Source organism: Micromonospora sp. NPDC049171 (assembly GCF_040648275.1).
Taxonomy (GTDB): domain Bacteria; phylum Actinomycetota; class Actinomycetes; order Mycobacteriales; family Micromonosporaceae; genus Micromonospora.
Window position 1 is genome coordinate 41,607 of sequence record NZ_JBEZDJ010000012.1, and the last position, 25,523, is coordinate 67,129.

The window sequence follows — 25,523 nt, forward strand, 5'->3', positions numbered from 1 at the left end:
CCTTGCTCAGGCGGCCGGCGGGATGGTCCGCGTCCGGCTCAGTTGGCCGAAGCTGGTCGCCGACTCGTCGTACGTGGTGCCGAAACCGCTGCCCGAGACGGTCGTCCACGCGGACGTGCTGATGTGCACGCTGCCGTCCTCGCCCGTCCACCGCTCGCGCCGGAGCGGCTCGTCGAGAGCCACCCAGGTGACCTTGAGGGTGGTGGTGCCCGCGCTTTCCTGCCCCTCGCCGCAGATCTCGTCTCCGTCGACGAAGTCGCAGTGCTGCTGAGACTCCTGGTACGGCACCGTCGCGGTGAGCTTCGCACCCGTCAACGAGAACGAGAAGCGGGTGACCGGCACGTCGTACGCGCGGCGGGAGACGGTGTCGCAGCCGCGCACCCCGTCGGTGACGGCACAAACGCTCTTCTGCCACTCGACGTCGACAACTGTGTCGCCGACCGCCGGCCGGGTCACGTCGACGAACATGCTGCCGTCGCCGTCGAAATGGGCGTGCGCGGACCGGTTGACGGTGTCGGCCTGCGCCGGGCCGGCGACCAGCGTGACCGTGGCGGCGGCAGCGATGCCGGCGGCCAGGACTGTGGAAAGACGGATCACTGGGCTCCCTTGTTGAGGTGGAGCGACGACCTTAAATCAATCCACTGACATCCGGCACCCGGTTTGATCCACTCGGGTTACCAGAAGTCGGGGCATCATCACGCCCGGGACCCCCCGACTTTCGGAAAGTCGAGTCGATCAAGCGCCGGCGGCGTCGATCAAGCGCGGGCGGCCGAGGTCAGACTCGGGTGAGGCGGACGGCGTCGGCGATGACCAGGCCGGCGGCGTTGCTCCACCGACTCACCGCCACCCGGTTGGCGTCCCCGGCCGGCAGCGTGAACGTGCCCAGGACCCGCCACTGCCCACCGGTCACCCGCTGGTCGACGTACACCGTCTTGTTGCCGGTGCTGGTGGCGACGATGTACGGGGTGGCGCTGTTGTAGCCCGAGTTCGTCGGCCACCAGGCCTCGACCCGGTAGCTGCCGGCCGCCGGCACATTGAACCGGTACCAGGCGGGGTCGCTGGCCGCGACCGGGTCGGCGTACCGGTAGTCGGCGCCGTACCGCTGACTGGAGAACGTGGACACACCCCAGTTGGCGCTGGCGGTGAACCGACCGGAGGTGGTGTTGTCCACGGTGGAGGACCATGCCGTGCCGCCGGCCATCCGCGCCGCCACGTCGGCCCGCATGACGTTCAGGTCGATGAACGACGGGTCGATCTTGCCGGTGGTGCTGGTCTCCCGGTGGCCCCGGGCGTAGCTGCTGTCCCGGCCGAGGCGGGTGAGTACGGCGGCGGTGGCGGCGAGCGACGCGTTGTACTGCGCGGCGGTCATCTCCTGGCTGACGCCGTTGTAGTCGATCTCCCACCCGATCATGAGCGTGTTGCCGTCCCCGGCGGGGATCGGGCCGCTGCCGCCGCTGACCCCGGCGTGGTTGCAGCGCCCGGCGGAGATGACGTGGAAGACGCCGTGGTAGTCGACGAGTGCCTGGCACAGCGGTCCGGGCAGGTCGGAGCGGCCGTTGATGCAGATGCCGAGCGCGGGGTGCGGGTTGCTGGCGCTGGAGGTCGAGGCGGTGTGGTGCCAGAGCACCCCGATCGGGTCGAACGAGCCGGGCCGCATCCGGTTGAGCCAGTCGCCCTCGACGACGACCTGGACGCCGGCGGCGCGCAGCACGTCCACCAGCCATCCGACCGTCGCCATCAGGCGTCCCGGAGCAGGTCGGCCAGGCACTCGGCCTTCGGTGCGGCGCTCGCCGGAGTGGGCCGGGCGACGACGGTCAGCGCGGCGGCCACCAGGGCGGGGATGCCGAGCACGCCGCGGCGGCGCAGACGGATGGATGGTGATCGGGCCATGGCGATCCTCCAGCGACGACGGGTGCTAACGCATCGACGAACGTGATGACGGGCACGCTATACCGTCACGAACGTCGATGTCGATACCCTTCAGCACCGAATCAGCCCTTGAAGGAAACCGCCGAGTCAGACCTCGCCGAGGGCATCGATGTCGCGCATCTCCTCCGCTGTCAACGCGAAGTGGAAGACGTCGAAGTTGGCGGTGATCCGCTCCGGGGTCACCGACTTCGGGATCGCCACGATCTCGTGGTCGATGTGCCACCGCAGCACCACCTGCGCGGGCGAGACCCCGTGCGCGGCAGCGATCCTGGTCAGCACCGGGTCACTGAGGTCGCTGGTCTTGAACGGGCTGTAACCCTCCAACACCACACCCCGGTCCCGGTGCTCGGCGTGCCGCTGCCGGTCGTACAGCGCCGGGCTCCACTCGATCTGGTTGACCGCCGGGTTCTCCTCGGTCGACTGGATCAGCTCGTCGATCTGCAGAGTGCTGTAGTTGCTGACACCGACCGCCCGAACCAGGTTCTCGTCCCGGGCTGCCAGCAGCTCACGCCAGAGCGGGATGCTGTCCGACGGCGACGACGGCGGCCAGTGGATCAACCAGAGGTCCACCTGGTCGACGCCGAGCGCCTCCAGGCTGGCCTCCAACGTCGCGCGCTCCTGGCCCACCCGGTTCGGCGGGAGCTTGGTGGTGATGAAGACGTCCTCCCGGCGCAGCCCGCTCTCCTGCACCGCCCGGCCGACCTCGCGCTCGTTGCCGTACACGGTGGCGGTGTCGACGTGCCGGTAGCCGGTGTCGAGCGCGGCCAGCACCGCGTCGTACCCGGCCTGGCCGGTGGCCTGCCAGGTGCCGAAGCCGAGCAGGGGCATCCGTACGTCGCCCGGGAGCAGGACGGTGGGCTGGTCGGTGAGGTCCATGAGGTCCGTTCTACCCCGCCGAGCGCCCGGCCGCCGAGCGAACCGGACACTCCGGCATTCAGCGCACCGATTCGGTTTGCCGCAGAATGCGGGTGTGACCGACCGGCTGGAGGAGTACCGGCGACGACGGGACGCGACGCGTACCCCCGAGCCGGTGCCCGAGCGGAGCCCCGCGGCGGCCGGCCCGGACGGCGACACCGCGCGCTTCGTCATCCAGCAGCACCACGCCCGGAGCCTGCACTGGGACCTGCGCCTGGAGCACGAGGGGGTGCTGGCGTCCTGGGCGGTGCCGCGTGGCCTGCCCCGCGACCCGGGTCGCAACCACCTCGCCGTGCACACGGAAGACCACCCGATGGAATACCTCGACTTCTCCGGTGAGATTCCCGCGGGCGAGTACGGCGGCGGCCGGATGACGATCCACGACCGGGGCACCTACCGGTGCGAGAAGTGGCGCGACGACGAGGTGATCGTGACGCTCTCCGGCGACCGGACCGCCGGCCGCTACGTCCTCTTCGCCACCGGGGGCCGGGACTGGATGGTCCGGCGGACCGACCCGGCGCCGCCGGGCTGGGCACCGATGCCCGACCTGGTCCGCCCGATGCGCGCCACGGCCGCCGCCGGGCTCCCTCGCGACCGTGCCGCCTGGGGGTACGAGCTGCGTTGGGACGGCGTCCGGGCGTTGGCGTACGTCTCCGGTGGGCGGCTGCGGTTGCTCTCCGAGGCCGACGAGGAGATCACCGGCGGCTACCCGTGGCTGCGGGCGATGGCCGAGGCGCTCGCGCCCACCGAGGCCGTACTCGATGGTGTGCTGGTACGCATCGACGGCGCCGGCCGGGTCCGCCCGATCCGCCCGGCCAGCGGCGGTCGGGTCCCGGCCGGCGCCCAGTACCTGCTCGTCGACCTGCTCTGGCTGGAGGGCGTGAGCAGCGTCGACGTGCCGTACGCGCAACGCCGGGAGCTGCTCGATGGGCTGGCCTTGGCCGGTTCGCACTGGCAGACTCCGCCGTGGTTCCCCGGCGCGGGCGACGAGGCCCTGCGCGCCGGCCGGGAGCAGGGCCTGCCGGGTGTGGTCGCCAAGCGGCTGGACTCGGTGTACGAGCCGGGGCGGCGCAGCCGGCGCTGGTTGAGCATCGACGCGGTCTGACGGCGAGGAGCGACGTGTACCTGACCCATCTGGACTGCCCGCGCTGTGGCAAGGAGTACGCCGCCGACGCGCTGCACAACCTCTGCGAGTGCGGCTCCCCGCTGCTGGCCCGCTACGACCTGCCGGCGGTGGCGGAGGTCCTCACCCCGGAACGCTTCGGACTGCGCCCGGCCGACCTGTGGCGCTACCGGGAACTCCTGCCGGTCGGCGACCCCCGGCACGTCACCACGCTCGGCGAGGGTTGGACTCCGCTGCTGCGCGCCCCGGCGTACGGCGCCGAGATCGGCATCGCGGACCTGATGGTCAAGGACGAGGGGTTGGTCCCGACCGGCTCGTTCAAGGCGCGCGGCGCGGCGGTCGGCGTGAGCCGGGCCCGCGAGCTGGGCGTACGGCGGATCGCGATGCCCACCAACGGCAACGCCGGGTCGGCCTGGGCCACGTACGCCGCGCGGGCCGGGATCGGCGCGACAATCGTCATGCCGCTGGAGGCCCCGGGCATCTGCCGGCGCGAGTGCGTCGCCGCGGGGGCCGACCTGCGCCTGATCGACGGGCTGATCAGTGACGCCGGCCGGTGGGTCGCCGAGCTGGTCGCGGAGTCGGACGGGGCGATCTTCGACGCCGGCACGCTGCGCGAGCCCTACCGACTGGAGGGCAAGAAGACGATGGGGTACGAGATCGTCGAGCAGCTCGGCTGGCAGACGCCCGACGTGATCATCTACCCGACCGGCGGCGGTGTCGGGCTGATCGGCATCCACAAGGCACTGCACGAGCTGCGTGAGCTGGGCTGGGTCGGCGACAAGCTGCCCCGGCTGGTGGCGGTGCAGTCGACCGGCTGCGCACCGATCGTGCGGGCGTTCGCCGCCGGTGAGGACCGGGCGCAGCCGTGGGCGGACGCGCACACGGTGGCGTTCGGCATCACCGTGCCGGCCCCGTTGGGCGACGAGTTGATCCTGGCGGCGCTGCGCGAGTCCTCCGGTACCGCCGTCGCCGTCGACGACGCGGACATCCTGGCCGACCTCCGGGACTTCGCGGCCCGCGAGGGGCTGCTGCTCTGCCCGGAGGGGGCCGCCTGCCTCACGGCGGCACGGCAACTGCGCGCCGGCGGGTGGATCCGGGCCGGCGAGCGGGTGGTGGTGCTCAACACCGGTGCCGGGCTGAAGTATCCGGACACGGTCGACGTGTCCGGCGTACCCGTGCTGAGGTGACTCAGTAGCTGTCCGGCTTGGTCAACCGCCAAGCCGCGTTGATCAGCCCGACGTGGGAGAGCGCCTGCGGGGTGTTGCCGAGCTGCTCGCCGGTGGTCAGGTCGACCTGCTCGCTGAACAGCCCCACGTCGTTGGCGTACCCCACCACCCGCTCGAACAGCGCCTCGGCCCGCGGTGTCTCGCCCGCCATGACCAGGCACTCCACCAACCAGAACGAGCACAGCAGAAACCCGCCCGGGTCGGTCGACCACCGTCGGACCAGCCCGCCGTCCGTGCCCAGCTCCCGCTCGACCACCGCCATCGTCGACCGCATCCGCGGGTCGGTCGCGGGCAGGAAGTGCGCCACGGGCAGGGTCAGCGCCGAGGCGTCCAGCTCCGCCGAACCAAAGGAACCGGTGAACGCCCCGATCCGCTCGTTCCAGCCCTCGCGCAGCACGGCCTCGCGGATCTCGTCGCGCACCCCGGCCCAGCGGCGCGGGTCGGCCCTCTCCCCGAGCCGGTCGGCGAGACCCACCGCCCGGTCCAGCGTCAACCAGCAGATCACCTTGGACGACAGGTAGTGACGCTCCTCGCCCCGGGTCTCCCACATGCCCCGGTCCGGCAGGTGCCACGTCGCCGCCACCTGCTCGGTCAACCCGAGCACCATCTCGCGCAGCTCGCCCTCGAACGGCGCGCCGAGATAGTCGCGCAACCGCCACACCGCCGACATCACCTCACCCGGCACGTCGAGCTGCCGCTGCCGCCAGGCGTCGTTGCCGATCCGGACCGGCCTGCTGTCGCGGTATCCGCGCAGCTGGTGGCAGTGGTGCTCGGAGAGGTCACGCTCGCCCTCCAACCCGAAGAGCACCGGCACCGGTTGGTCGCCGATCCGGCCGATCGAGCGCGACGCCCAGGCGAACAGCCGGGACGCCTCGTCGGGGCAGGCCGCCACCCACAGCGCCCGCATGGTCAACGAGAAGTCCCGCAGCCAGGAGTAGCGGTAGTCGTAGTTGCGGTCGCCGCCGATCCGCTCCGGCAGCGACGTGGTCAGCGCGGCGGCGACCGCGCCGCTGCGGGCGTACGTGAGGCCGGTCAGGACCGTCGCGCTCTGCCGGACGAGATCGGGATACCGGCCGGAGTACGTGTGCACGTCCCGGTACGCGTCCCACGCCTGACCCGTCTCGGCGAGCGCGGCCACCGGGTCCAGTCGGGCCGGCGGGTCGCCGTAGGCGGCACCGTACGCCACGTCCATCCCGACCACCTGACCGGCGGACACCTCGAACTCGTGCGTCACCCGGTCCCGGCCCACGTGCAGGCGCAGGCCCGGCGCGTGCAGCACCAGCACCACCGGGCCGGCACCGGCCAGCACCCCACCGTCCGGCTGCTCGTGCAGGTACGGCGTGAGCAGGCCGTACTCCGGTCGGGGTGCGAAATCCAGGCCCATCCGGACCCGCCCGGACAGCCCCTCGACCACCCGGATCAGCACGGCGGGCGAGTTCATCCCCAGCTCGTGGGCGCGGGCGCCGACCTCGGCGGCGAGCGCGTCGGTGACGGCCACGCTGCCGTGCGGCGTGTGGTGCACCGTGCGCAGCACCAACGTGCCCGGCAGGTACGCGCGCTCCACCCGGTGCCCCGGGCCACCGGCGCCGACCGGGGCGAGCCGGAAGTGCCCGGCGGTCGGGTCGAGCAGCCGCCCGAACACGGAGGCCCCGTCGAACCGGTGCGGGCACCACCAGTCGATCGAGCCGTCCCTGCCGACGAGCGCACCCGATCGGGAGTCCGAGAGGAATCCGTAGTCGGAGATCGCCGGCTGCTGCTCCACCCGCCGGGGGTACCCGCATCGGCCCGGATCAGACCGCTGCCCGAGCGGTCACGAGGTCGGCGGCTCGTCCTTGCCGGCCTCCTCCGCCGCGTCGGCCTCCTCCTTGGTCCGGTGTACGGCCTTGTCGGCGTGCTCCGGCGGGCCGTAGACGGTGTACAGCACCAGCGGGTTCGGGCCGGTGTTGACGAAGTTGTGCTTGGTCCCGGCCGGCACGACCACCAGGTCACCGGAGACGACCTTCCGCTTCGAACCGGCGACCCGGGCCTCACCGATGCCACTGACGAAGGTGAGGATCTGGTCGACGTCCTCGTGCACCTCTTCGCCGATCTCCCCACCCTCCGGGATGGTCATGACGACCAACTGGGTGTGCTCACCGGTCCACAGCACCCGCCGGAAATCCGGGCTCTTCTCAGCTTCGGTCGCGATCGTGAAATGCTCCATGACCAGGCTCATACCCCGTCCGGCAGCGGGCCACGCCGGGAATGACGGATGCCACCGCAGACGCCGGCGTCCTGCGCCGCAGGACGTCGGGACTCGCGAATGACGGAATTCCCCACGGTCTGCGGGTTTGGATCCCAGCGGACCGGGGATCGTGACACCGGACCGGCACGAACGGCCGGTCGAGCCAGGTCCCCGCTGGCGTACCGCCGAACGGCTGCGATGGTGGGAGACGGCCAGAGCGCGGCGACGTTCCGACCACGGTCGAAGCGGCGCCGCGCGCTCGTGTCCGGCCCCCTCCCCGCCGCGACGGGCGGACGAGCCTACTGCCGCTCGGTGAAGCCGAACTGGATGACGCCCTCGTCGTCGACGGTGGCGTCCACCGAGGCGTCGCCGAGCAACTCGGCGGCGTCCTCGTCCAGGAATATCCGGGCGCCCTGATTGTCGATCACCCGGTCGCCCTGCACCGGCTCGGGCACCAACTCCACGCTCAGCGAGCCGGCCTCGGTGTCGGCGGCGATGCGTACGCCGCCGTCCTGGGCGACGTCCTGCTGGTTGGCGAGGTCACGGATGACGAGCACGGCGTTGTCGGTCATGGTGAGCATGTGTGGAACTCCTCGTGGATTCTCGGCTCGCGGTCGGCATGGTGCGGTGCCCGGACCGGATGGTCGGCTCGCGTACGAGCGCACGTGTGAGGCGAAAGGGCGAACGGTCGTCGCCGTCGCATCGAATCGGGGCAGCTGACGGCCCCTGCACTCCCACCGTGCCCGCTGACCAGGCATCCGTCAAATAGAGCCAGGTCAGTCGACAGCGGGGGCCGGCGCACCTGTGTAATCCGGCCGAACGGGGGTAGCCAACCCCGGACCGCCGCTCGCGTCGGTCGCAGATAGCCATTCCGACAACAGCCACCTGACCTGCACTTACGCTCAATTCATGAGCGACTTTCGTCGGTACGCGGCAGAGTTCCTCGGCACCCTGCTGCTGGTCTTCTTCGGCGTCGGTAGCGCCGTCGCCGCCCGGGTCCAGGGCGGCGTGGTGGTGGTCGCTCTCGCCTTCGGGTTCGTGATGGTCGCTCTCGTCTACACGATCGGCCCACTGTCCGGGAGCCACGTCAACCCGGCGGTGACGCTGGGTGTGCTGCTCTCCGGAAAGATCTCGGTGATCGGCGCGGTGGCGTACTGGATCGCGCAGTTCGTCGGCGCGACGGTGGCCGCGTTCGTGCTGTGGGCGCTGACCCGCTGGGGTGACGTCGCGGACCAGACGGCGGCGCTGGGCACGAACGGCTACGGCGCGCACATCAACCGGGGCGGCGCGGCGGTGCTGGAGCTCGTCCTGACCTTCCTCTTCGTGCTCGTCGTGCTGGTGGTGACAAGTCGTAGCGAGAATCCCGGCACCGCCGGTCTGGCCATCGGGTTGGCTCTCGCCGCGACCCAACTGGTGGGCGTGACGCTGACCGGGGCGGCGGTCAACCCGGCCCGCGCGTTCGGCCCGGCGGTCTTCGAGGGTGGCGTGGCCCTGCGGCAGCTCTGGGTGTTCATCGTTTTCCCGCTGCTCGGCGGGGCACTCGCCGCGCTTGTCGCACCCATGGTGATGGGGGCGCAGCGGCACTACTGGGGTGGTCACGACAAGTCGGTCGGCCGGCCCACGTAACCGGTTGGCAAGAACCTGCATCCGAGGCCCTTCTCCGGCGGATACCTTCATGACAGCATCAGCGCATGCATCGCCGTCACTTTGCCCGGGCCCTCGCGCTGCTCACGCTTGTCGCCGCCGCGGCCACCGCCGGAGCTCCCGGTGCCACGGCCGAGTCGCCCACCCCGGCGACGACCCGACTGAGCGCCACCATCGACACGATCCTCGCCGACGCCCGGCTTGCCGGCGCGCAGACGTCGGTGGTCGTGGTCGACACCAGCACCGGCCAGACGCTGTACGACCGCAACGGTGACCGCCGGCTGATCCCGGCCTCCAACACCAAACTGCTGACCTCGACGGCGGCCCTCGAGATGCTCGGCCCGGGGCACCGCTTCACCACCGACGTCCGCGGCACCGGCACGCGCCGCGCGGGCCTGCTCTCCGGCAACCTCTACCTTCGCGGCGGCGGCGATCCGACGATGCTCGCCGAGGACTACGACACCCTCGCCGCGCAGGTCGCCGCCGACGGCGTACGGGTGGTGACCGGCAACCTGGTCGCCGACGACACCCGCTACGACCGCACCCGACTCGGCCCCGACTGGACCTGGGACGACGAGCCCTACTACTACGCCGCCCAGGTCTCCGCGCTCACCGTAGCGCCGAACACCGACTACGACGCGGGCACTGTGATCGTGCACGTTGCGCCGGCTGCCCGGGCCGGCGCCGCACCGACGGTCAGCACCACCCCGCCCACCGCGTACGTCCGCGTCGACAACCGTGCGAAGACTGTCGCCGAGGGCGGCACCTCGATCACGATCGAGCGCGAACACGGCGGCAACACCGTCGTGGTGACCGGGCAGATCGCCGTCGGCGACGAGCCCGCCAGCGACTGGGTGACCGTCTGGGAGCCCACCGGCTACGCGGCCGACGTGTTCCGGGCGGCGCTGCAGAGGCACGGCGTCCGGGTGCTCGGTCGGACCGTGCTCGGCCAGCCCACCCCGGAGACGGCCGACCCGGTGGCGCAGCACGAGTCGATGAGCCTGGGCGAGCTGATGACGCCGTTCCTCAAGCTCTCCAACAACGGGCACGCCGAGGTGCTGACCAAGGAGATCGGCCGGGTCGTCTCCGGGTCAGGCACCTGGACGGCCGGTGTGACCGCGATCAGCGAGTACGTGGCCGACGCCGGCATGGACACCGGAAAGCTGCGCCAGCGCGACGGCTCGGGCCTGTCCCGGCGCAACCTGGTCCCCGCGACGGAGTTCGTTGACCTGCTGAACGCCGTCCGCGCCGAACCGTGGTTCACCACCTGGTATTCGGCGCTGCCGATCGCCGGGCAACCCGAGCGGCTCGTCGGCGGCACCCTGCGCAGCCGGATGGCCGGCACCCCGGCGGCGGGCAACGTGCACGCCAAGACCGGCAGCCTGACCGGCGTCTCCGGGCTCTCCGGCTACGTCACCAGCGCCGACGGTCGACTGCTGGCGTTCTCGATCCTGCTCAACAACTACCTGACGGCGTCGGTCAAGCCGCTGGAGGACCAGATCGCCGTGGCGCTGGCGGGATACCGCGAGAGCGGCACGACCACGACGGCACGGGTGGCACCGCCGGAAGTGCCGGAGACCCCCCGGACCCCGGAGGGCGTCGAGTGCTCCTGGGTCAAGCCGATCACCTGCTGAGCGGCGGCCGGGAGGCGCACCGGCGTCTCCCGGCCGGACGTGCGGTCAGGCCGACCGGTCCGGTGGGGGGACCACCGCCGTCGGGTCGCCGCGCTCGATCAGCGCGGCGATGTCGGCCGCCCGCAGCCCGCGCAGTGCGAGCACCCGGGTGCCCCAGCGGTGCAGGCGGCACGGGTGCGGGCTGGCGTCGTTGCGGCAGACCACTCCCCCGGACCACCGTTGGGGGGCGTGCACCACCACCGCCCGCACCGCGAACTGGGTGTCCTCGCCGGTCACGTACGGCGGCAGGGGAATGTCGCGGAGCACCTCCCCGGACGTTTCATCGGCACCGGACGTAACGGCGCGACGGACGCGGTGGGCGGTCCTGCTGCTCATCTCCGCTGCCTCCACACTGGATAGTCGGATGGGGACAGCAGAAAGTTACGACCTCCTCGACGGTACGCGACGGACAAACTGTCCCGCTGTGCGACCGGTCGGTCAGCGAACCGCCACCGCCTGGAGGCCGACGTTGCCGCAGTGCGGGGTGAAGACCTTCTCAACGGTCCAGGTCAGCAGCAGTCGGGCGCTCTTCGGCAGCGAGAACCGGATGGTGAACTGCGCGCTCTGACTGGTGTACGGATCCTCGAGCACGGCGGTGCGGGCCGGCCCGCCGGTGGACAGGCGCGCTTCCAGGCGACCCCGTGCCATCCAGATGCCGCCGTAGACCTGGACCGTGCGCGGCTCGCCGCTGCCGGTGACGGCGAGGGTGAACCCGTTGCCGGCACCGCAGGTGTAGACGCCGTTGGCAGTACCGCTCGTCGACCGTTGCGACGAGCCGTCGGACCAGCGGACGTACTCCTGGTTGCCGTCCCAGCCGACCCGGGTGCCGGCGCCACCCGCGTCGACGATCTCCCCGGAGCCGGAGCGCTTGCGGACCGTCGAGTTGCCGCCACGCTCACCCCAGTGCACCCAGTCCCGGGTGCCCACGGCGGTGAGGTCGACTTCGGCGGACATCTCTGCCTGGGTCACCGACAGCACCGGGGACCCCGGCGACGCGGGCGACGCGGGCGGTGCGGCGGGAGCGCTGGTCGAGGGTGTGGGGTCGGGCGAGGGTGGGCGCTGGCGCGGACGCAGGCCCGGCATCGCCGGCCCCGCTTCGCCGGTGCGCCCGTCGGTGCCCGGACGCGCCACGGAACGGGCGGCACCGGCGGGCGCGTCGCCCGCCTGGTCGTCGCCGGGCTCCGGGTCGGACCGGCTGGCGAGGTACGAGACCAACACCACCAGGCAGACGAGTACGGCAGCCCCCTCCACCGCCCAGCGCCGCCGCTGTCGGGCACGGGCCACCCGGCGCAGCGCGGTGCGGGTCTGTGCCCGCGTGCGGTCCTCGTCCGCCACCGACCCCTCCACCTCCACCACCCGGCCGCCATCGACCGCCGCGGACCGGACCGTCCACTGTAAGCCGTTTCACGTTTATACCGGTGTGGACGACACGCTAGATCCGGACCGCCGGACGTGTCCAGCCCGCGACCGAACGTCGTCGGTCGAACCGGGCCCGCCCGCACCGGGACCGGTGAGGCCCGAAGGCCTTCTGGGGTCAGCCGATCCGGAAGCCGAGCAGCTGCGCGATGACGATGGCCTGCTCGGCGTCGACGATGGCACCGGCCCGCTCGACGAGCGTCGGGTCGAGCGCGGTGAGGTCGCTGCCGCGCAGGTCGGCACCGCCGAGCCGGACGTTGAGCAGCTGCGCGCCGGACAGATCGACCCCGGTGACCGTGGCACCGGTGAGATTGGCCCTGGTCAGGTCCGCCTCGCGCATCCGCACCCCGGTCAGCCGGACACCCCGCAGGTCGGCACCGGGCAGCGCGACGAACGACCAGTCACCGCCGTCTACCGCCATCGGCCGCAGGTCGCACTCGACGAAGGTGCTGCCGACCAGCTTGCAGCCGGAGAACTCGGCCTCGAAGAAGTTGCACCGCTGGAAGACGCAACGGGTGAAGGCGGAGTCGACGTGCCGGGAGGCGTTGAACAGCACGTTGCCGAACGTGCACCCGGTGAAGACCACACCCCGGCTCACCGCCTCCGTCAGGTCCACGTCGAAGAACTCGCAACCCGCGAAGTGCCTGTCGACCAGCTCCTCGCCGTACCAGTCCTCGTTGCGGAAGGTCACATCCTCGGTCAGCTCCGGCATCCGGCCAGGCTAGTGGCCACCACCGACAGCCGACGGTCGGCGTCGCTGGTGGCGGCCCCCTTCCGGTGTCGGCGTACCGGCTAGTAGGTTCGGCGGCGTGAGTGTCGCGCGAAGCACGGACCCGGATCAGATCGGTTTCGACCCGGCGCGGTTGGCGCGGATCGACGAGCACTTCGGCCGGTACGTCGACGACGGCCGGCTGGCCGGCTGGCAGGTGGTGGTCACCCGTCGTGGCGAGGTGGCGCACTCCTCGACGTACGGGCTGGCCGACCGGGAGTCGGGCACACCGGTCGAGGCCGACACGCTGTGGCGGATCTACTCGATGACCAAGCCGGTCACCTCGGTCGCGGCGATGATGCTGTGGGAGGAGGGCCGGTTCGAGCTGACCGACGAGATCAGCCGCTGGCTGCCGGAGTTCGCCGACCTGCGGGTCTACTCCAAGGGGTCGACGCTCAAGCCGTACACCGTGCCGGCGGTCGAGCCGATCCGGGTCTGGCACCTGCTCACCCACACCGCCGGGTTGACGTACGGCTTCCTGCAGACCTCGGTGGTCGACGGGCTCTACCGGGCCGCCGGCTACGACCTGCACCCGCCGGAGGATGTCGACCTCGCCGGTGCGTGTGCGGCCTTCGGCGAGTTGCCGCTGCTGTTCCAACCCGGCTCCGCCTGGGGCTACTCCGTCGCCACCGACGTGCTCGGCCGGCTCGTCGAGGTGCTCTCCGGGCAGGGCCTCGACGCGTTCTTCGCCGACCGGATCTTCGGCCCGCTGGGCATGACCGACACCCGCTGGTGGGTGGACGGCGACGAGGCCGACCGGCTGGCGGCGCTCTACGTACCAGACCCGCGCACCGGCCAGGCCGTCCGGTACGACAGCCTCGGCGCACGCGCGTACCGCAAGCCGACCCTGTTCTCCGGCGGAGGCGGTCTCATCTCCAGCGCCGCCGACTACCACCGCTTCACCCAACTGCTGCTGCGCGGTGGCGAACTGGACGGGGTGCGGCTGCTCGGGCCGCGCACGGTGCGGTTCATGACCCGCAACCACCTGCCGGGCGGCCAGGATCTGGGCACCCTGTCCACCGGCGGCTTCGCCGAGACGACCCTGGACGGGATCGGCTTCGGCCTCGGGTTCGCGGTGGTCGACGACCCGATCCCCAGTCGGGTGCCGAGCAGCGTCGGCGAGTTCTACTGGGGTGGGGTGGCCAGCACCGCCTTCTGGGTGGACCCGGCCGAGGAGGTCACCGCGCTGCTGTTCGCCCAGCTGATGCCGTCGAGTAGCTATCCGCTGCGCTCCCAGCTGCGCCAGCTCGTCTACTCGGCCCTGGTCGACTGACCAGCACCGCCGAGGGCCGCCCTCAGTCGGCGAGGCGGGCCGGGAAGCCACCGGTGGCGATCGGACCCCACGCGTCAATGGTGACCCGGATCAGTGACTTGCCCTGACGCACCATCGCCGCCCGGTAGTCGTCCCAGTCCGGGTGCTCGCCGGAGATGCTGCGGAAGTAGTCCACCAGCGGCTCCAGCGCCTCGGGCAGGTCGAGCACCTCGGCGGTGCCGTCGATCTGCACCCAGGGGCCGTTCCAGTCGTCGCTGAGCACGCACGCCGACACCCGGGGGTCGCGGCGGATGTTCGTCACCTTGGCCCGCTCGGGATAGGTGGAGACCACCAGCCGGCCCTGCCCGTCGATCCCCGCGGAGACCGGGGACGACTGCGGACGACCGTCGGCCCGGGTGGTCATCAGCACGACGCGGTGTCGCGGTCGGAGGAAGTCGAGCAGGCTGTCCCGGTCGACCCGGGTGTTCCGTGCGATGCTGCGCGCCATTCCCCGTTCCTACCAGGGTGGCGGCGACGCGGCGGCGGCGGGTCAGCGCGGTCGGGCCGCGGAGCGGTGCACCGCCTGGGTGGGCACCCGGGGGCGGCTGGACGGGCGCCAGGCCCGCCCGTTGGCATAGATCACCCGAAAGCCGAGGTACGCGGCGAGCGGCGCCCAGTGGGCGGAGCCCATCCGCAGCTCCGCGGCGTTGTGCCGCTGGCCGTTGGCGAGCACGTCGAGCAGGACGGTCTCGAAGGCCGCCGACTCGACCCAGTCGACTTCTCGGCTGAAACCGCAGATCAGCGCGGCTCCGGTGACCTCCAGGAACTCGCGCAACACCGCGTCCGAGGCCCGCAGCACCGAGCAGCTGCCGAAATAGAGTCGCCGCCCCTCCGCACGGCCGGCCATCAGGTCGGCCACCTCGTTCAACTCCACGGACTGCCAGTCGGTGAGGCAGAGTCGGCTCGGCTCTCCGTGCATGGCGAAGAAGCCGACCCGGTGGTCGGCATACTGCTTGAGCAGCCAGCGGTCCAGGAAGTAGAACAACTCGTCACGGGTGGCCGCGTCCTTGTGGATGAAGCGGATCTTGCCCAGTCGCTCCAGCAGCTCGAGGGTGGGCAACACGGAGCCGCGCTCGTTGAGGTCACGGTGCCACTGACCCTCGACACAGAAGACGCCACCGCGTGCCACGTGCACCTCCGCCATCCCGCCGTCCCGGCCTGACGTTACCGCCCACCTGTGACAAGGGAACATCACCCTCGGTCCGACTGATTGCGACGTTCGGTGTGCTTGGTCGTGGTTGACCGGCGCGGCCCCGATCGGTGGTCGATGACTGTTTGGCAAATCAGCCTAATTCCCAGCCAACACCCAGGGACGACAGTTTGTGAGGACGATTCTCGTTAATTACCTCCAACCGCACCGATCAGTGTCAGGGTGGAAATCGCGGGACTTCTCGGTCGATGTCCTGGAGCCACCCCATTCGCTCTCCTATCGGGAGGACTTCTGTGCGCGTAAACACCTTGAAGCGGGTCGCCGTCGCATTCGCCCTGGCGCTGCCCGGGGCAGCAATCGCCGCGGTGGTCGCCGCACCAGCGGCACACGCGGACGGCTGTTACACCTGGACCCGCAACCTGTACCAGGGACGCTCGGGCGACGACGTCCGCCAGTTGCAGATCCGGGTCGCCGGCTGGGCCGGCTACCGGGACATCGTGGAGAACGACGGCCAGTACGGGCCGAAGACCGCCGCCGCGGTCAAGCGGTTCCAGCAGGCGTACGGGCTGCGTGCCGACGGTGTCGCCGGCCCGCAGACCTACGCCAAGCTGTACCAACTACAGGACAACGACTGCACGCCCGCGCACTTCAGCCACGGCGAACTGGACAACGGGTGCGGCGGGTCCGGATACGGCGGTGGCCCGCTGTCGACTGCCCAGACCCGGCAGAACGCGCTGCGCACCATGTGGAAGCTGGAGGCGCTCCGCAAGAGCCTCGGCGACAAACCCCTCGACGTGTCCAGCGGCTTCCGCAGCCGCGCCTGCAACAACCAGGTCGGTGGCGCGTCCGACAGCCAGCACCTGTACGGCAACGCGGCCGACGTCACCGCGCGCTCGTCCTCGCTGTGCCAGATCGCCCGCGGCGCCCGCAACAACGGCTTCAGCGGGATCTACGGGCCGGGCTACCCCGACCACGACGACCACGTGCACCTCGACTCGCGCCGGGAGAACAACAGCGACCAGAGCTCGAACACAACGAGTTGGTCCGCGCCGGACTGCGGCGTCGGTAACTGAGCCCTCCGCCCAGCGCGACGTCGGCCCGACGCGGAGGGAATCTTCGCGTCGGGCCGGCGTCGTGTCGCCCCAGGTCGGGCGGGTGCTCAGCTCGCCCGGGGCCAGCGCGGCGCGGTGACGGGGGGCGTCACCGGCCGGCCAGCAGCGGTGGACCGCGCCCCCGGCGAGACGACCCGCGCGGCCTGCTGCCGCGACGGCCCGGTCGCCGTGAAGGGGAAGGGCACGTGCACGAACGGGTTGCCGTGCCGGATCACCGCCTCGATCTGCCGCTCGTTGAGCCCGTGTGTCTCCAACACCCGTCGCCCCCAGCGGTGCAGGCGGCACGGGTAGGAGGCACCGTCGTTGCGGCACAGCGGCCCGGTGGGCCACTCCTCGGCGGTGTGCACAACCACCGCCCGGACCGCGAGCCGAACGTCCTCCGGGGTCAGCGGTGCCGGCATTGGCACCTCTCCCAGTACCTGATCGATGGGATCCGTCGACTGCTCACCAACTCGCACGGCAGGCCTCCCGCAGCTCGGCAGCGGTACGGCGGACTCACCGCACCGACATCCTCGGCCATGGGTACGGCCGGCGCCGGACGAAAGTTCAATTCCGGTACGACGGGGCTCAGACCAGGCCGGCGTCGTGCACGAGCAGGGCCACCTGGACCCGGTTGTTCAGGTCCAGTCGGGTCAGCAGCCGGGAGACGTACGCCTTCACCGTGGCCACACTCATGAACAACTCCCCCGCGATCTCCGCGTTGGTCTGACCCCGCCCCAGCGCGACCGCCACCTGCCGCTCCCGCTCACTGAGCCCGCCGAGCAGCCGCAGTGCCCGCTCCCGGCGCGGGTCGGGACCGGCTGGCCCTCCAGTGGCGGCGGTCACGTGGGCGATCAGCGTCCGGGTCACCGTCGGGGAGAGCGTGGCCTCGCCGGCCGCCACCCGTCGTACGGCGTGCACGATCTCCGCCGGCGGGGTGTCCTTGAGCAGGAAACCGGCCGCCCCGGCGCGCAGCGCCCGCAGCACCTGCTCGTCGGCGTCGAAGGTGGTGAGCACCAGCACCTCCGGCGGGTGCGGCTGGGCGCGCAGCGCCTCGGTGGCGGTCAACCCGTCCACCCGTGGCATCCGGATGTCCATCAGCACCACGTCCGGGGCGTACGCGGCGATCGCGGCGGGCACCTCGCCGCCGTCGGCCGCCTCACCGACCACGGTCAGGTCCGGCAGGCCGCCGAGGATCATCGAGAGGCCGGCCCGGACCAGGGCGTCGTCGTCCACGATCAACACGCGCACCGACGGCACGGCCGACTCCGGCCCCGACGGCCCGATCACGCCCGAGGGCCCGGTCACGCCGGCCACGGCAGCCAGGCGGCCAACCGGAAGTCGCCCGCGTCGTCCCGGCCGTAGGCCAGCCGGCCGCCGGCAAGCGTGACGCGCTCGCTGATGCCCACCAGGCCGGTGCCGGCGCCCGGCAGCGTCCCCCCGGGCGGTGCGCCGACCGGCCACCGGTTGCCGATCGCCACGGTCAGACCAGCGCCCGGCCCACCGGCCACGTCCACGGTGACGGCCGCGCCGGCCGCGTGCTTGCGGGCGTTGGTCAGCCCCTCCTGCACGATCCGGTACGCGGCCCGGCCCAGCGCCGCCGGCACCTCCCCGGACCGGTCGACGATGTCGCTGACGTTGACGTTGACGCCGGCCGAGCGCGATTCGGCGATCAGGGCCGGCAGGTCGGCGAGGGTCGGCTGGGGCGGCTCCGGGGCGTCGACGTCGTGGTCACCCTCGGCGCGGAGCACCCCGATCACCTCCCGCAGGTCCTGGAGGGCGGCGTGTGCGCTGCCCCGGATCACCCCGGCGGCGCGGGCCACCTCGTCCGGCGGCGCGTCCGGGCGGAACTCCAACGCCCCGGCGTGCAGGCTGAGCAGCGAGATCCGGTGGGCCAGCACGTCGTGCATCTCCCGGGCGATGCGGGTGCGTTCGAGGTGGCGGGCCTGGGCGACCCGGAGTTGTTGCTCGGCCTCGGCCCGCTCGGCCCGCTCGCGCAGCGACACGATCAACTGCCGACGGGCCCGGACGAACATCCCCCAGGCCAGCACCGCGAAACTGAGCACCACACCCCAGGACGCGGTCTCCCAGTACGACATGTTCGGGTCCGGACGCACCCAACTGAAGACCAGGTTGGTGACGAGGCCGGCGCCGGTGACCGCGATCGCGACGGCCGTCCGTCGGTGCACCACCAGGGTGAAGTAGAAGATCAGCAGCGGAATGGCGGCGGCCAACGCGAACATGGTCAGCGGTGTCGTGGCCACGACCAGCCCGAGCGGCCACCGTCGGCGCACCCAGAGCAGACCGCAGCAGACCAGACCGAGCAGCGCGTCCACGCCGGTCATCCAGTGGTGCGGCAGCGGGATCGCCATCGCCGGATCCGGCGACAGGGCGTCTGCGGTGACGAACAGCACCCAGAGCAGGCCAGCCAGGAACGCGAGGCTGTCCACGATCCAGTCGCGGGTGGTGCGGCGCGGACGCCTACGCCCCTGGTCGGCCGGCACCACCAGCTCCCCCGGCAGCAGCCAGGGGTGCTCCGGGACGGCGAGGCTGGTCACGGCCCCATGCTAGGCAGCCGACGGGCACCACGACCAGCTACCAAAGTCGAGACCCGAACCTCGACCAAGGTCGACGGGGCACCGACCGGTGGCCGCAGCCAATGGCCGGGCGGCGCGGGCAGGCTCATCGGCATGATCACGGTAGAGAACCTCACCAAGCGATACGGGCCACACCCGGCCGTGGACGACGTGTCGTTCCAGTGCGAGCCGGGCACCGTCACCGGCTTCCTCGGCCCCAACGGCGCCGGCAAGTCCACCACCATGCGGATGATCTGCGGGCTCACCGCCCCGACCGCTGGCCGCGCCACCGTCTCCGGTCACCCGTACCGGGAGCTGCCCAACCCGGGACGGGAGGTCGGGGTGCTGCTGGACGCCTCCGCCCAGCACGCCGGGCGGACCGGCCGCGAGGCGTTGACGCTGTCCGCGTACACCATGGGTTTGAGCCGGCGCGAGGTCGCCGCGAAGCTCGACCTGGTCGGGTTGAACGCGGTGGCGGCGAAGCGTCGGGTACGGGCGTACTCGTTGGGCATGCGCCAGCGGCTCGGCCTGGCGCAGGCGCTGCTCGGCGACCCTCGGGTGCTGATCCTCGACGAGCCGGCGAACGGCCTGGACCCGGAGGGGATCTTCTGGATGCGCGGCTTGCTGCGCGACTTCGCCGACCGGGGCGGCACGGTGCTGCTCTCCTCCCACCTGCTGCGTGAGGTGGAGGCGGTCGCGGACCGGCTGGTGGTGATCGGGGGCGGCCGGATCGTGGCCCAGGGCAACAAGAACGAGCTGCTGGCCGGCGGCGGCACGGTGGTCCGGGCCCGCGACGACGCGGCGCTGCGCCGGGCACTGGAGCGGGCCGGCCTCAGCCCCGCCGACAGCTCCGAAGGGCTGCTCGTGCAGGCCGACGCCGAGGCGGTCGGCCAGGCCGCCGCCGATGCCGGCGTCGCGCTGGCCGAGCTGCGGCCCGCCAGCGGCGGTGGCCTCGAACAGCTCTTCCTCACCCTGACCGCCGGCGAATCCACCAAGGAGGCCGTCCGATGACCACCACCACCGCGCCCGCCGCCGGCGCCGTCGCGCCCCGGCAGCACACTCCGGTACGCCGTCCGACGCTGCTCCGGCTCTCCGCCGTGGAGGTGCGCAAGCTCGTCGACACCCGGGCCGGGCGTTGGCTGGTGATCACCATCGGCCTGGTCACCGCCGTGATCGTCACCCTGCAACTGATCTACTCGAAGGAGGCCGACCAGACCTTCCCCAACTTCTTCGTCCCGTCGCTGCTGCCGGTGTCGGTGCTGCTGCCGGTGCTCGGCATCCTGTCGATCACCAGCGAGTGGTCGCAGCGGACGGCCCTCACCACGTACGCCCTGGTGCCCCGCCGGGAACGGGTGGTCGTCGCTAAACTCATCGCCGTGATGCTGACCGCACTCGCCTCGGTGCTGGCCAGCCTCGTCTTCGCCGCCGTCGGCACGCTCGTGGCCTCGGCCACCGGTGGCGCGGGCACCTGGCAGTTCGACTGGTCGCTGCTGCTGAACGCGGTGATCCTCCAGGTTACCGGCGTGCTGACGGGTGCCGCCTTCGGTCTGCTGCTGCTCAACCCGCCGCTGGCGATCGTCGGCTATTTCCTGCTGCCCACCATCTGGGGGGTGCTCGGCGAGATGGTCAAGCCCCTGCGTGGCCCGTCCGAGTGGTTGGACACCAGCAAGACCATGGAGCCGTTGTTCAGCAGCGACGCCGTCACCGGCGGGCAGTGGGGGCGGATCGTGGTGTCCCTGCTGCTGTGGATGGTCCTCCCGCTGGCCGCTGGTCTGTTCCGGACGCTGCGCCGCGAGGTGTCCTGACCATGGACGTGTCCGGCTACCGACCACGCACCGTCGTCAGCGGCGGCGTGACCGAGCTGGTCGTCATGTGGGGTGGCTTCCCGCTGGTCGGCGCGGGCCTCGGCTGGCTCCTCGCGGCGACAACGGGCTGGCTCGCCCGGTTGCCCTGGGTGCCGTTCGGTGACCTGGTCGAGTGGCTGGACCGGCTGCCCGAGCCGCAGGCCACCGCCGGCACGGTCGCGGTGGGCGTGCTGGCCGGCCTGGTCGTCGCCGGGATCGGCACCGCCGAACGGCTGATCGTCACCGTCGACGCGGCGCAGGTCCGGCTGCGCCGCTCCGACCAGGACCGGGCCGTCGCCCGGGCCGACGCCCGGGTGGTCTTCCTCGCCGACAAGCACCTGGTGCTGCTCGACGGCGACGGCGCGGAACTGGTCCGGGAGTCGACGGACCTGCCGGCCGCCAAGCTGGCGGAGGCGTTCCGCACGTACGGCTGGAGCTGGGCGGACGGCGACCCGCACCGGTCGGCGTACCGGCTGTGGGTGCCCGACCTGCCCGGTCTGCCCGCCGGCGCGGACGCACTGCTGCGCGCCCGCGAACGGGCGATCGAGCGGGACCGCCGCGACGACGCCCGGGAGCTGCGCCGCGAGCTGGGCCAACTCGGGGTGGTGCTGCGCGACGAGAGCAAGCGGCAGTACTGGCGGCTGACCGCGCGGGCCGTCACCGCTGGGCCCGAGCCGTCGACTTCGGCCGAGCGGGAGGCGGACGGGCGGTAGCGTCTGTCCCAGCAGACCCTGGGAGACGCGCGATGACCGAACAGCAGCCGTACCGGGTGGTGTCCCGACACCCCGGCTTCGAGCTGCGTCGGTACCCGGCCCACCTGGTGGCCGAAATGCAGATCCAGGCGTCCTTCACCCGGGCCCCGATCGAGGCGTTCCGGCCGCTGGCCGCGTACATCGGTGGCGCCAACCGGGCCCGGCACCCGATCGGGACGGCCGCGCCGGCGCTGCCCGCGGCCAGCGGCTCGGAGAAGATCGCGATGATCGTTCCGGTGGTCCAGGTGGAGGGCGAGCGGCCGGGGGCGTACCTGATCCAGTTCGTGATGCCGCCCGCCCACACCGCCGCCACCCTGCCCGAACCGGTCGACCCGAGGGTGCGGATCCGCGAGGTGCCGGCGCACCTGGCGGCGGCGATGCGGTTCTCCGGGCGGTGGACGGAGCAGGCATTCAGTCAACGGGCCACCATGCTCGGCCGCTCGGTCACCGCGGCCGGGCTGCAACCGACAGGCGCGATCCGGTACGCGCGCTACGACCTGCCGTGGACGCCGTGGTTCCTGCGCCGCAACGAGGTCGTGCTGCCGGTCGTCGAGTGAACGGAACACGGTCATCCGAGCAGGCCGACCGGTGACCGCCCGGGGCGGTGCCGCAGCAGCCGCCACGTCGGCAGGATGCTCGCCAGCGCGGCGAGCAGCAGGCACAGCCCCAGTACGCCGACGATCACCGACCACGGCACCACCAGGTCGACGGGCGCGCCGACCTGCTCGGCGAGGCCGGCGCGGATGCTGAGCAGACCGACGAAGGCGACGCCGCCACCGAGCAGTGCCCCGATCAGCACCACCAGGGCGGACTCGGCGGTGACCAGCCAGATGGCCTGCCGCCGGGTCGCCCCGGCCAACCGGATCAGCCGCAGGTCCGCGGCCCGGCCGGCGGCGGCCAGCAGCACCGTGTTGGCCACCGCGATGGCACCGTAGCCGGCCGACACACCGATCAGCAGCAGCGTGAAGAGCCAGACGAGGCGGTCCTCGGCGGCGTCCGCCTCGGCCGCCCAGGTGGCGACGTCGACGATCCGCGCGCCGGCCGGAGGATCGATCCGGTCCCGGACGTACACCGTGGACGTCAGCGCCGAGGGGTCGTGCGTGCGCACCACCGCCCGGGGCAGCAGCAGATCACCGGGGAGCGAGTCGTCGGTGACCACGGCGACGACGCGCAACGTCACAGGTGCCCCGTCGGCGAAGACCACCGCGTACGGCTCGGACGGCCGCAGGTTCGCCGAGGCGGTCAGCACCACCGTGTCGTCGCCGCGCAGGTCGTCGAGCGAGCCGGCGACGACGGTCAGCGCCCGGTTCGCGGCGGCGAAGCCGGCCGGGTCCACACCGAGCGCGGTCAGTGGCCGGTCGGCCGGCCCGCTGCCGGGGTCGGTGCGGAAGACAGTGGTCGGCAGGAGGGCGGTACCGCCGGTCGCGGCGACCGCCTGGTCCGACAGACCGGGTGCCCGGTCCGGCACCACGATCCAGCCGGCGTTCACGTTGTCCGCCCGGCCTGCCGCGTACGCGGCGGTGGTGGTCCGCACCATCCCGGACACCAGCACCGCGAAGGCGACGGTGAGCAGCACCGGGGCGGCGGTGGACGCGGTCCGCCGGGTCGCGGTCAACGCGCCGCCGCGAACGAGCATCCCGATCGCGCCACCGGAGCGCCGCACCGGGGAGCGCAGTAGTCGCACCACCGGGCCGACCACCGCCGGGGAGAGCACTGTGGCACCGGCCACCAGGGTCATCACCGCGTACAGGGCGTACTGTGCCGCGACGCGGGCCTCGTCGGCGGTCGCCGTGCCGACGCTGAGCGCGGCCCCCGCCGCGACGAGCAGCGCGCCGGTGCCGATCCGCAGCCGCCCGATCGGCCGCTGCTCCACCGCCGCTTCACGCAACGCCTCCATCGGGCGGACCCGCGCCGCCCGGCGCGACGCCGACCAGACGGCCAGCAGCGCGATCACCGGCCCGGCGACGAGTGAGAGGGCGAGCGGCCAGGCTGCGTAGCGGACCTGGAAGGTCGACGGTTCGTAGCCGACGTCGACGAGTAGCCGGCCCAGTACCGGGGCCAGTGCCGCGCCCACCAGCAGGCCGACCAGCCCGGCCGAGGCACCCACGACGAGCGCCTCGGCGTACACCGCGCGGCGGACCTGGCGTGCGGTGGCGCCGACGGCGCGCAGCAGGCCCAGCTCACGGCGGCGCTGCGCGACGGTGAACGCGAAGGTGGAAGCGACCACGAACACCGTGACGAAGCCGGCGAGGGCTGCCGTGGCGGTGAGCACCTGCATGCCGATCCAGCGGGTGCGGGCGTCGTCGCGGGGTTCCAGCGCGCCACGCGCGTCGCCGGTCAGCACCCGTCCGTCCGCGCCGACGACACCACCGGCCGCCGCGGCGACCCGGTCCGGATCGGCTCCCGGTGCGAGCACCAACCCGATGGCCCGGACGCCGGGGGCGAGCGCGGCGGCGACCTCGTCCGCGACATGGACGCCGGGCGCGTCGACCAGACCGGTGACCGTGTACGGCGCCGGACCCGCCGCGGTGAGCAGGGTGACCGGCCCGCCGGTCGGCAGCCCGAGGGCACTGTCGACGACCACCTCGCCGGCTGTGCGGGGCGGCTCGCCGGCCGTGAGGCGCAGTCCGCCGAGCTGGGCGCTGGACCAGCCGTGCCCCTGGTGGGCGTCCTCCCGCCGGGTGTCGCCGGCTGAGGGACGGCCATCGACGAGCGGCTGGGCGTAGAAGGTCCGGTCCGGCACCGCCGCCGCCACACCGGGCAGACCGCCCAGCCGGCCGACGAGATCCGCGGCGGTGGCGGCGGACCAGGGCCGGGTCGGCGCGAAGTTGTCGGCCGACGTGCCCGCCTCGGGGCTCTGCACCACCACCGCCGCCCGCGCCAGCCGGTCCGGCACCTGCGGCCGGCCGGAGGCGAGCAGCAGGGTGGCGACCGAGACGAGCATGACCCCGATGGCGACTGCCACGAACGCGCTGGTCGAGCGCCGGATGCTCAGCACGACGACTCCGCGGGCGTCGTCACCGGGGAGGACGGGCGCGTCTCCCGCTCGGCGATCCGCGCGGCAACGGCAGCGGCGGTGATCCCGCCGGTCAGTTCGTCGACGACGCGGCCGTCGGCGAGGAGGAGGACCCGATCGGCGTACGCGGCGGCGGTGGGGTCGTGGGTCACCATCACCACGGTCTGCCCGTGGTCGTCGACGAGCCCGCGCAGCAGCCGGAGCACCTGCCGCGACGCGGCGCTGTCCAGTGCCCCGGTCGGCTCGTCGGCGAAGACCACCGCCGGGCGGGTGATCAACGCGCGGGCCACGGCGACGCGCTGCTGCTCGCCCCCGGACAACTCACTCGGCCGGTGCCCGGCCCGGTCGGCCAGGCCCACCGCGTCCAGCGCGGCGGTCACGTCCTCAGCCGGCGGGCGGCGGCCGGCCAGGCGCAACGGCAACTCGACGTTCTGCGCGGCGGTCAGCGTGGTCACCAGGTTGAACGCCTGGAACACGAAGCCGATCCGATCGCGCCGCAACCGGGTCAGCTCGTTGTCACCGAGATCGTTCAGGCGCGTGCCGTCGATCGTGACGATCCCCTCGGTCGGGCTGTCCAGCCCCGCCGCGCAATGCAGCAGGGTGGACTTCCCCGAGCCCGAGGGGCCCATCACCGCCGTGAACGTGCCGCTCGCGAAGCTGGTGCTCACGCCGTCGAGCGCCGTCACCCGCCGGGTTCCGGTGCCGTACACCGCGCGCAGCCCCGTCAGGGTCACCGTGTCTGTGGTCATGACCGCCACAGTGCCGGTTGCGGCAGGTGTCGCGCGTCGTGCCGCAGCTGACACTTTCCGACCCGCCCCCGGGTGGAGGCACGGGCCCGGAACCGCCGGTACGTCGTCCCGCGG

27 protein-coding genes are annotated in these 25,523 nt (G+C 72.4%); 10 read left to right on the plus strand and 17 right to left on the minus strand.

From position 1 onward, the window contains the following. Window positions 1-6 precede the first annotated feature (6 nt). The 4 genes from AB0B14_RS16790 to AB0B14_RS16805 all read right to left on the minus strand — a co-directional run bounded on the left by AB0B14_RS16790 (window position 7) and on the right by AB0B14_RS16805 (window position 2,805). Window positions 7-597: a hypothetical protein gene (locus AB0B14_RS16790; protein WP_357072129.1), complete on the minus strand. Its 591-nt coding sequence runs from the start codon at window positions 595-597 to the stop codon at window positions 7-9. A 178-nt stretch (window positions 598-775) separates the two neighbouring features. Further along, the gene (locus tag AB0B14_RS16795; RefSeq protein ID WP_357072126.1) at window positions 776-1,738 is read right to left on the minus strand and encodes an N-acetylmuramoyl-L-alanine amidase; all 963 of its coding nucleotides are present in this window, start codon (window positions 1,736-1,738) and stop codon (window positions 776-778) included. After that, entirely contained in the window at window positions 1,738-1,890 is a 153-nt protein-coding gene (locus AB0B14_RS16800; protein ID WP_357072123.1) for a hypothetical protein, read from the minus strand. The genes AB0B14_RS16795 and AB0B14_RS16800 overlap by 1 nt, the downstream gene beginning before the upstream one ends. Window positions 1,891-2,016: 126 nt before the next feature. Beyond that, window positions 2,017-2,805, minus strand: coding sequence for an aldo/keto reductase (locus tag AB0B14_RS16805; protein ID WP_357072121.1), 789 nt, complete (start codon window positions 2,803-2,805; stop codon window positions 2,017-2,019). Window positions 2,806-2,899: 94 nt separating this feature from the next. Between AB0B14_RS16805 and AB0B14_RS16810 the strand changes: the two genes are divergently transcribed. Further along, window positions 2,900-3,949: a DNA polymerase ligase N-terminal domain-containing protein gene (locus tag AB0B14_RS16810; protein ID WP_357072118.1), complete on the plus strand. Its 1,050-nt coding sequence runs from the start codon at window positions 2,900-2,902 to the stop codon at window positions 3,947-3,949. A gap of 14 nt (window positions 3,950-3,963) precedes the next feature. Further along, window positions 3,964-5,154 (plus strand): threonine synthase, encoded by a 1,191-nt coding sequence (locus AB0B14_RS16815; protein ID WP_357072115.1) that lies wholly within the window; start codon window positions 3,964-3,966, stop codon window positions 5,152-5,154. 1 nt (window position 5,155) lies between these two features. Here AB0B14_RS16815 and AB0B14_RS16820 read toward each other — a convergent pair whose 3' ends face one another. From AB0B14_RS16820 to AB0B14_RS16830, 3 genes are all read right to left on the minus strand, one after another. After that, window positions 5,156-6,955, minus strand: a complete 1,800-nt coding sequence (locus tag AB0B14_RS16820) for a glycoside hydrolase family 15 protein (protein WP_357072112.1) — start codon at window positions 6,953-6,955, stop codon at window positions 5,156-5,158. 48 nt (window positions 6,956-7,003) lie between these two features. Next, on the minus strand, window positions 7,004-7,396 hold the full coding sequence (locus tag AB0B14_RS16825) for a cupin domain-containing protein (protein ID WP_357072109.1): 393 nt from the start codon (window positions 7,394-7,396) through the stop codon (window positions 7,004-7,006). A gap of 320 nt (window positions 7,397-7,716) precedes the next feature. Continuing rightward, the gene (locus AB0B14_RS16830) at window positions 7,717-7,998 is read right to left on the minus strand and encodes an adhesin (protein WP_357072105.1); all 282 of its coding nucleotides are present in this window, start codon (window positions 7,996-7,998) and stop codon (window positions 7,717-7,719) included. A gap of 328 nt (window positions 7,999-8,326) precedes the next feature. On the opposite strand from AB0B14_RS16830, the gene AB0B14_RS16835 reads away from it, so the two are divergent. Next, a complete protein-coding gene (locus AB0B14_RS16835; RefSeq protein WP_357072102.1) occupies window positions 8,327-9,043 on the plus strand; it encodes an aquaporin in 717 nt (238 codons plus the stop codon). Between the two features lie 65 nt (window positions 9,044-9,108). Further along, window positions 9,109-10,695 (plus strand): D-alanyl-D-alanine carboxypeptidase/D-alanyl-D-alanine-endopeptidase, encoded by a 1,587-nt coding sequence (gene dacB, locus AB0B14_RS16840; RefSeq protein WP_357072099.1) that lies wholly within the window; start codon window positions 9,109-9,111, stop codon window positions 10,693-10,695. 45 nt (window positions 10,696-10,740) lie between these two features. On the opposite strand, the gene AB0B14_RS16845 is transcribed toward dacB, so the two are convergent. The 3 genes from AB0B14_RS16845 to AB0B14_RS16855 all read right to left on the minus strand — a co-directional run bounded on the left by AB0B14_RS16845 (window position 10,741) and on the right by AB0B14_RS16855 (window position 12,862). Then, window positions 10,741-11,070 (minus strand): hypothetical protein, encoded by a 330-nt coding sequence (locus AB0B14_RS16845; RefSeq protein ID WP_357072096.1) that lies wholly within the window; start codon window positions 11,068-11,070, stop codon window positions 10,741-10,743. Window positions 11,071-11,172: 102 nt separating this feature from the next. Further along, complete coding sequence (locus AB0B14_RS16850; RefSeq protein ID WP_357072093.1) at window positions 11,173-12,069, minus strand: hypothetical protein; 897 nt, start codon at window positions 12,067-12,069, stop codon at window positions 11,173-11,175. 199 nt (window positions 12,070-12,268) lie between these two features. Then, a complete protein-coding gene (locus tag AB0B14_RS16855) occupies window positions 12,269-12,862 on the minus strand; it encodes a pentapeptide repeat-containing protein (protein ID WP_357072090.1) in 594 nt (197 codons plus the stop codon). A gap of 97 nt (window positions 12,863-12,959) precedes the next feature. On the opposite strand from AB0B14_RS16855, the gene AB0B14_RS16860 reads away from it, so the two are divergent. Next, window positions 12,960-14,192, plus strand: coding sequence for a serine hydrolase domain-containing protein (locus AB0B14_RS16860; protein WP_357072087.1), 1,233 nt, complete (start codon window positions 12,960-12,962; stop codon window positions 14,190-14,192). A gap of 22 nt (window positions 14,193-14,214) precedes the next feature. Here the strand turns inward: AB0B14_RS16860 and AB0B14_RS16865 are convergent, their stop codons facing one another. After that, window positions 14,215-14,679 carry a PPOX class F420-dependent oxidoreductase gene (locus AB0B14_RS16865; RefSeq protein ID WP_357072084.1) on the minus strand — a complete coding sequence of 155 codons (465 nt, stop codon included), beginning with the start codon at window positions 14,677-14,679 and terminating at the stop codon, window positions 14,215-14,217. 42 nt (window positions 14,680-14,721) lie between these two features. After that, on the minus strand, window positions 14,722-15,360 hold the full coding sequence (locus tag AB0B14_RS16870) for a hypothetical protein (RefSeq protein WP_357072223.1): 639 nt from the start codon (window positions 15,358-15,360) through the stop codon (window positions 14,722-14,724). A gap of 314 nt (window positions 15,361-15,674) precedes the next feature. Between AB0B14_RS16870 and AB0B14_RS16875 the strand changes: the two genes are divergently transcribed. After that, entirely contained in the window at window positions 15,675-16,454 is a 780-nt protein-coding gene (locus AB0B14_RS16875) for a D-Ala-D-Ala carboxypeptidase family metallohydrolase (protein WP_357072081.1), read from the plus strand. A gap of 86 nt (window positions 16,455-16,540) precedes the next feature. Here the strand turns inward: AB0B14_RS16875 and AB0B14_RS16880 are convergent, their stop codons facing one another. The 3 genes from AB0B14_RS16880 to AB0B14_RS16890 form a co-directional block, all read right to left on the minus strand. Then, a complete protein-coding gene (locus AB0B14_RS16880) occupies window positions 16,541-16,894 on the minus strand; it encodes a hypothetical protein (RefSeq protein WP_357072078.1) in 354 nt (117 codons plus the stop codon). Between the two features lie 166 nt (window positions 16,895-17,060). Beyond that, on the minus strand, window positions 17,061-17,798 hold the full coding sequence (locus AB0B14_RS16885; RefSeq protein WP_357072220.1) for a response regulator transcription factor: 738 nt from the start codon (window positions 17,796-17,798) through the stop codon (window positions 17,061-17,063). Next, window positions 17,777-19,030: a histidine kinase gene (locus AB0B14_RS16890; protein WP_357072075.1), complete on the minus strand. Its 1,254-nt coding sequence runs from the start codon at window positions 19,028-19,030 to the stop codon at window positions 17,777-17,779. Before AB0B14_RS16890 ends, AB0B14_RS16885 begins: the two co-directional genes overlap by 22 nt. A gap of 132 nt (window positions 19,031-19,162) precedes the next feature. On the opposite strand from AB0B14_RS16890, the gene AB0B14_RS16895 reads away from it, so the two are divergent. Genes AB0B14_RS16895 through AB0B14_RS16910 form a run of 4 tightly spaced genes read left to right on the plus strand, consistent with a single transcriptional unit; the run spans window position 19,163 to window position 22,201 of the window. Next, window positions 19,163-20,059, plus strand: coding sequence for an ATP-binding cassette domain-containing protein (locus AB0B14_RS16895; RefSeq protein WP_357072072.1), 897 nt, complete (start codon window positions 19,163-19,165; stop codon window positions 20,057-20,059). Next, on the plus strand, window positions 20,056-20,853 hold the full coding sequence (locus AB0B14_RS16900; RefSeq protein ID WP_357072069.1) for an ABC transporter permease: 798 nt from the start codon (window positions 20,056-20,058) through the stop codon (window positions 20,851-20,853). The genes AB0B14_RS16895 and AB0B14_RS16900 overlap by 4 nt, the downstream gene beginning before the upstream one ends. Window positions 20,854-20,855: 2 nt before the next feature. Then, window positions 20,856-21,605 carry a hypothetical protein gene (locus AB0B14_RS16905; RefSeq protein WP_357522920.1) on the plus strand — a complete coding sequence of 250 codons (750 nt, stop codon included), beginning with the start codon at window positions 20,856-20,858 and terminating at the stop codon, window positions 21,603-21,605. 32 nt (window positions 21,606-21,637) lie between these two features. After that, window positions 21,638-22,201 carry a heme-binding protein gene (locus AB0B14_RS16910; RefSeq protein ID WP_357072063.1) on the plus strand — a complete coding sequence of 188 codons (564 nt, stop codon included), beginning with the start codon at window positions 21,638-21,640 and terminating at the stop codon, window positions 22,199-22,201. 11 nt (window positions 22,202-22,212) lie between these two features. Here the strand turns inward: AB0B14_RS16910 and AB0B14_RS16915 are convergent, their stop codons facing one another. Further along, window positions 22,213-24,642 (minus strand): ABC transporter permease, encoded by a 2,430-nt coding sequence (locus AB0B14_RS16915; RefSeq protein ID WP_357522921.1) that lies wholly within the window; start codon window positions 24,640-24,642, stop codon window positions 22,213-22,215. Then, complete coding sequence (locus AB0B14_RS16920) at window positions 24,636-25,409, minus strand: ABC transporter ATP-binding protein (RefSeq protein WP_357522922.1); 774 nt, start codon at window positions 25,407-25,409, stop codon at window positions 24,636-24,638. Before AB0B14_RS16920 ends, AB0B14_RS16915 begins: the two co-directional genes overlap by 7 nt. Window positions 25,410-25,523 lie beyond the last annotated feature (114 nt).